1 protein-coding gene is annotated in these 268 nt (G+C 41.0%); it reads right to left on the bottom strand.

The features are described 5' to 3' along the window. A partial coding sequence (locus tag VJI94_RS08425; RefSeq protein ID WP_324009038.1) for a hypothetical protein occupies nucleotides 1-268 on the bottom strand: 268 nt, incomplete at both ends.

The raw sequence follows: 268 nt of genomic DNA, 5'->3' as shown, positions 1-268 counted from the left end.
CCATTGACGTAGTTTCTTTTTGACAACAGGATGTCCACCACGCTCACTCACGCCATTCACTACTTCATCATTAGCCAATACGGTTCCCAAAGCTTCACACCAGTTCACTTCACCATAACCACAGAAAGCAAGACGATAATCCATCAAAATATCTTGCTGTTCTTTTTCAGAAAAAGCTTTCCATGCTGCTGCAGTGAATTGAAGAGTGGGATTACCCGGACAAACATGTTTGATATTTCCTTCCTGTTCAAAAGATTTAATGAGTTCC

The sequence above is a fragment of the Parvimonas sp. D9 genome (assembly GCF_035282565.1).
GTDB classification, from domain to species: Bacteria; Bacillota; Clostridia; order Tissierellales; family Peptoniphilaceae; genus Parvimonas; species Parvimonas micra.
The sequence above is the reverse complement of the archived record's forward strand: the minus strand, read 5'-3'. Positions and strand labels throughout refer to the sequence as shown.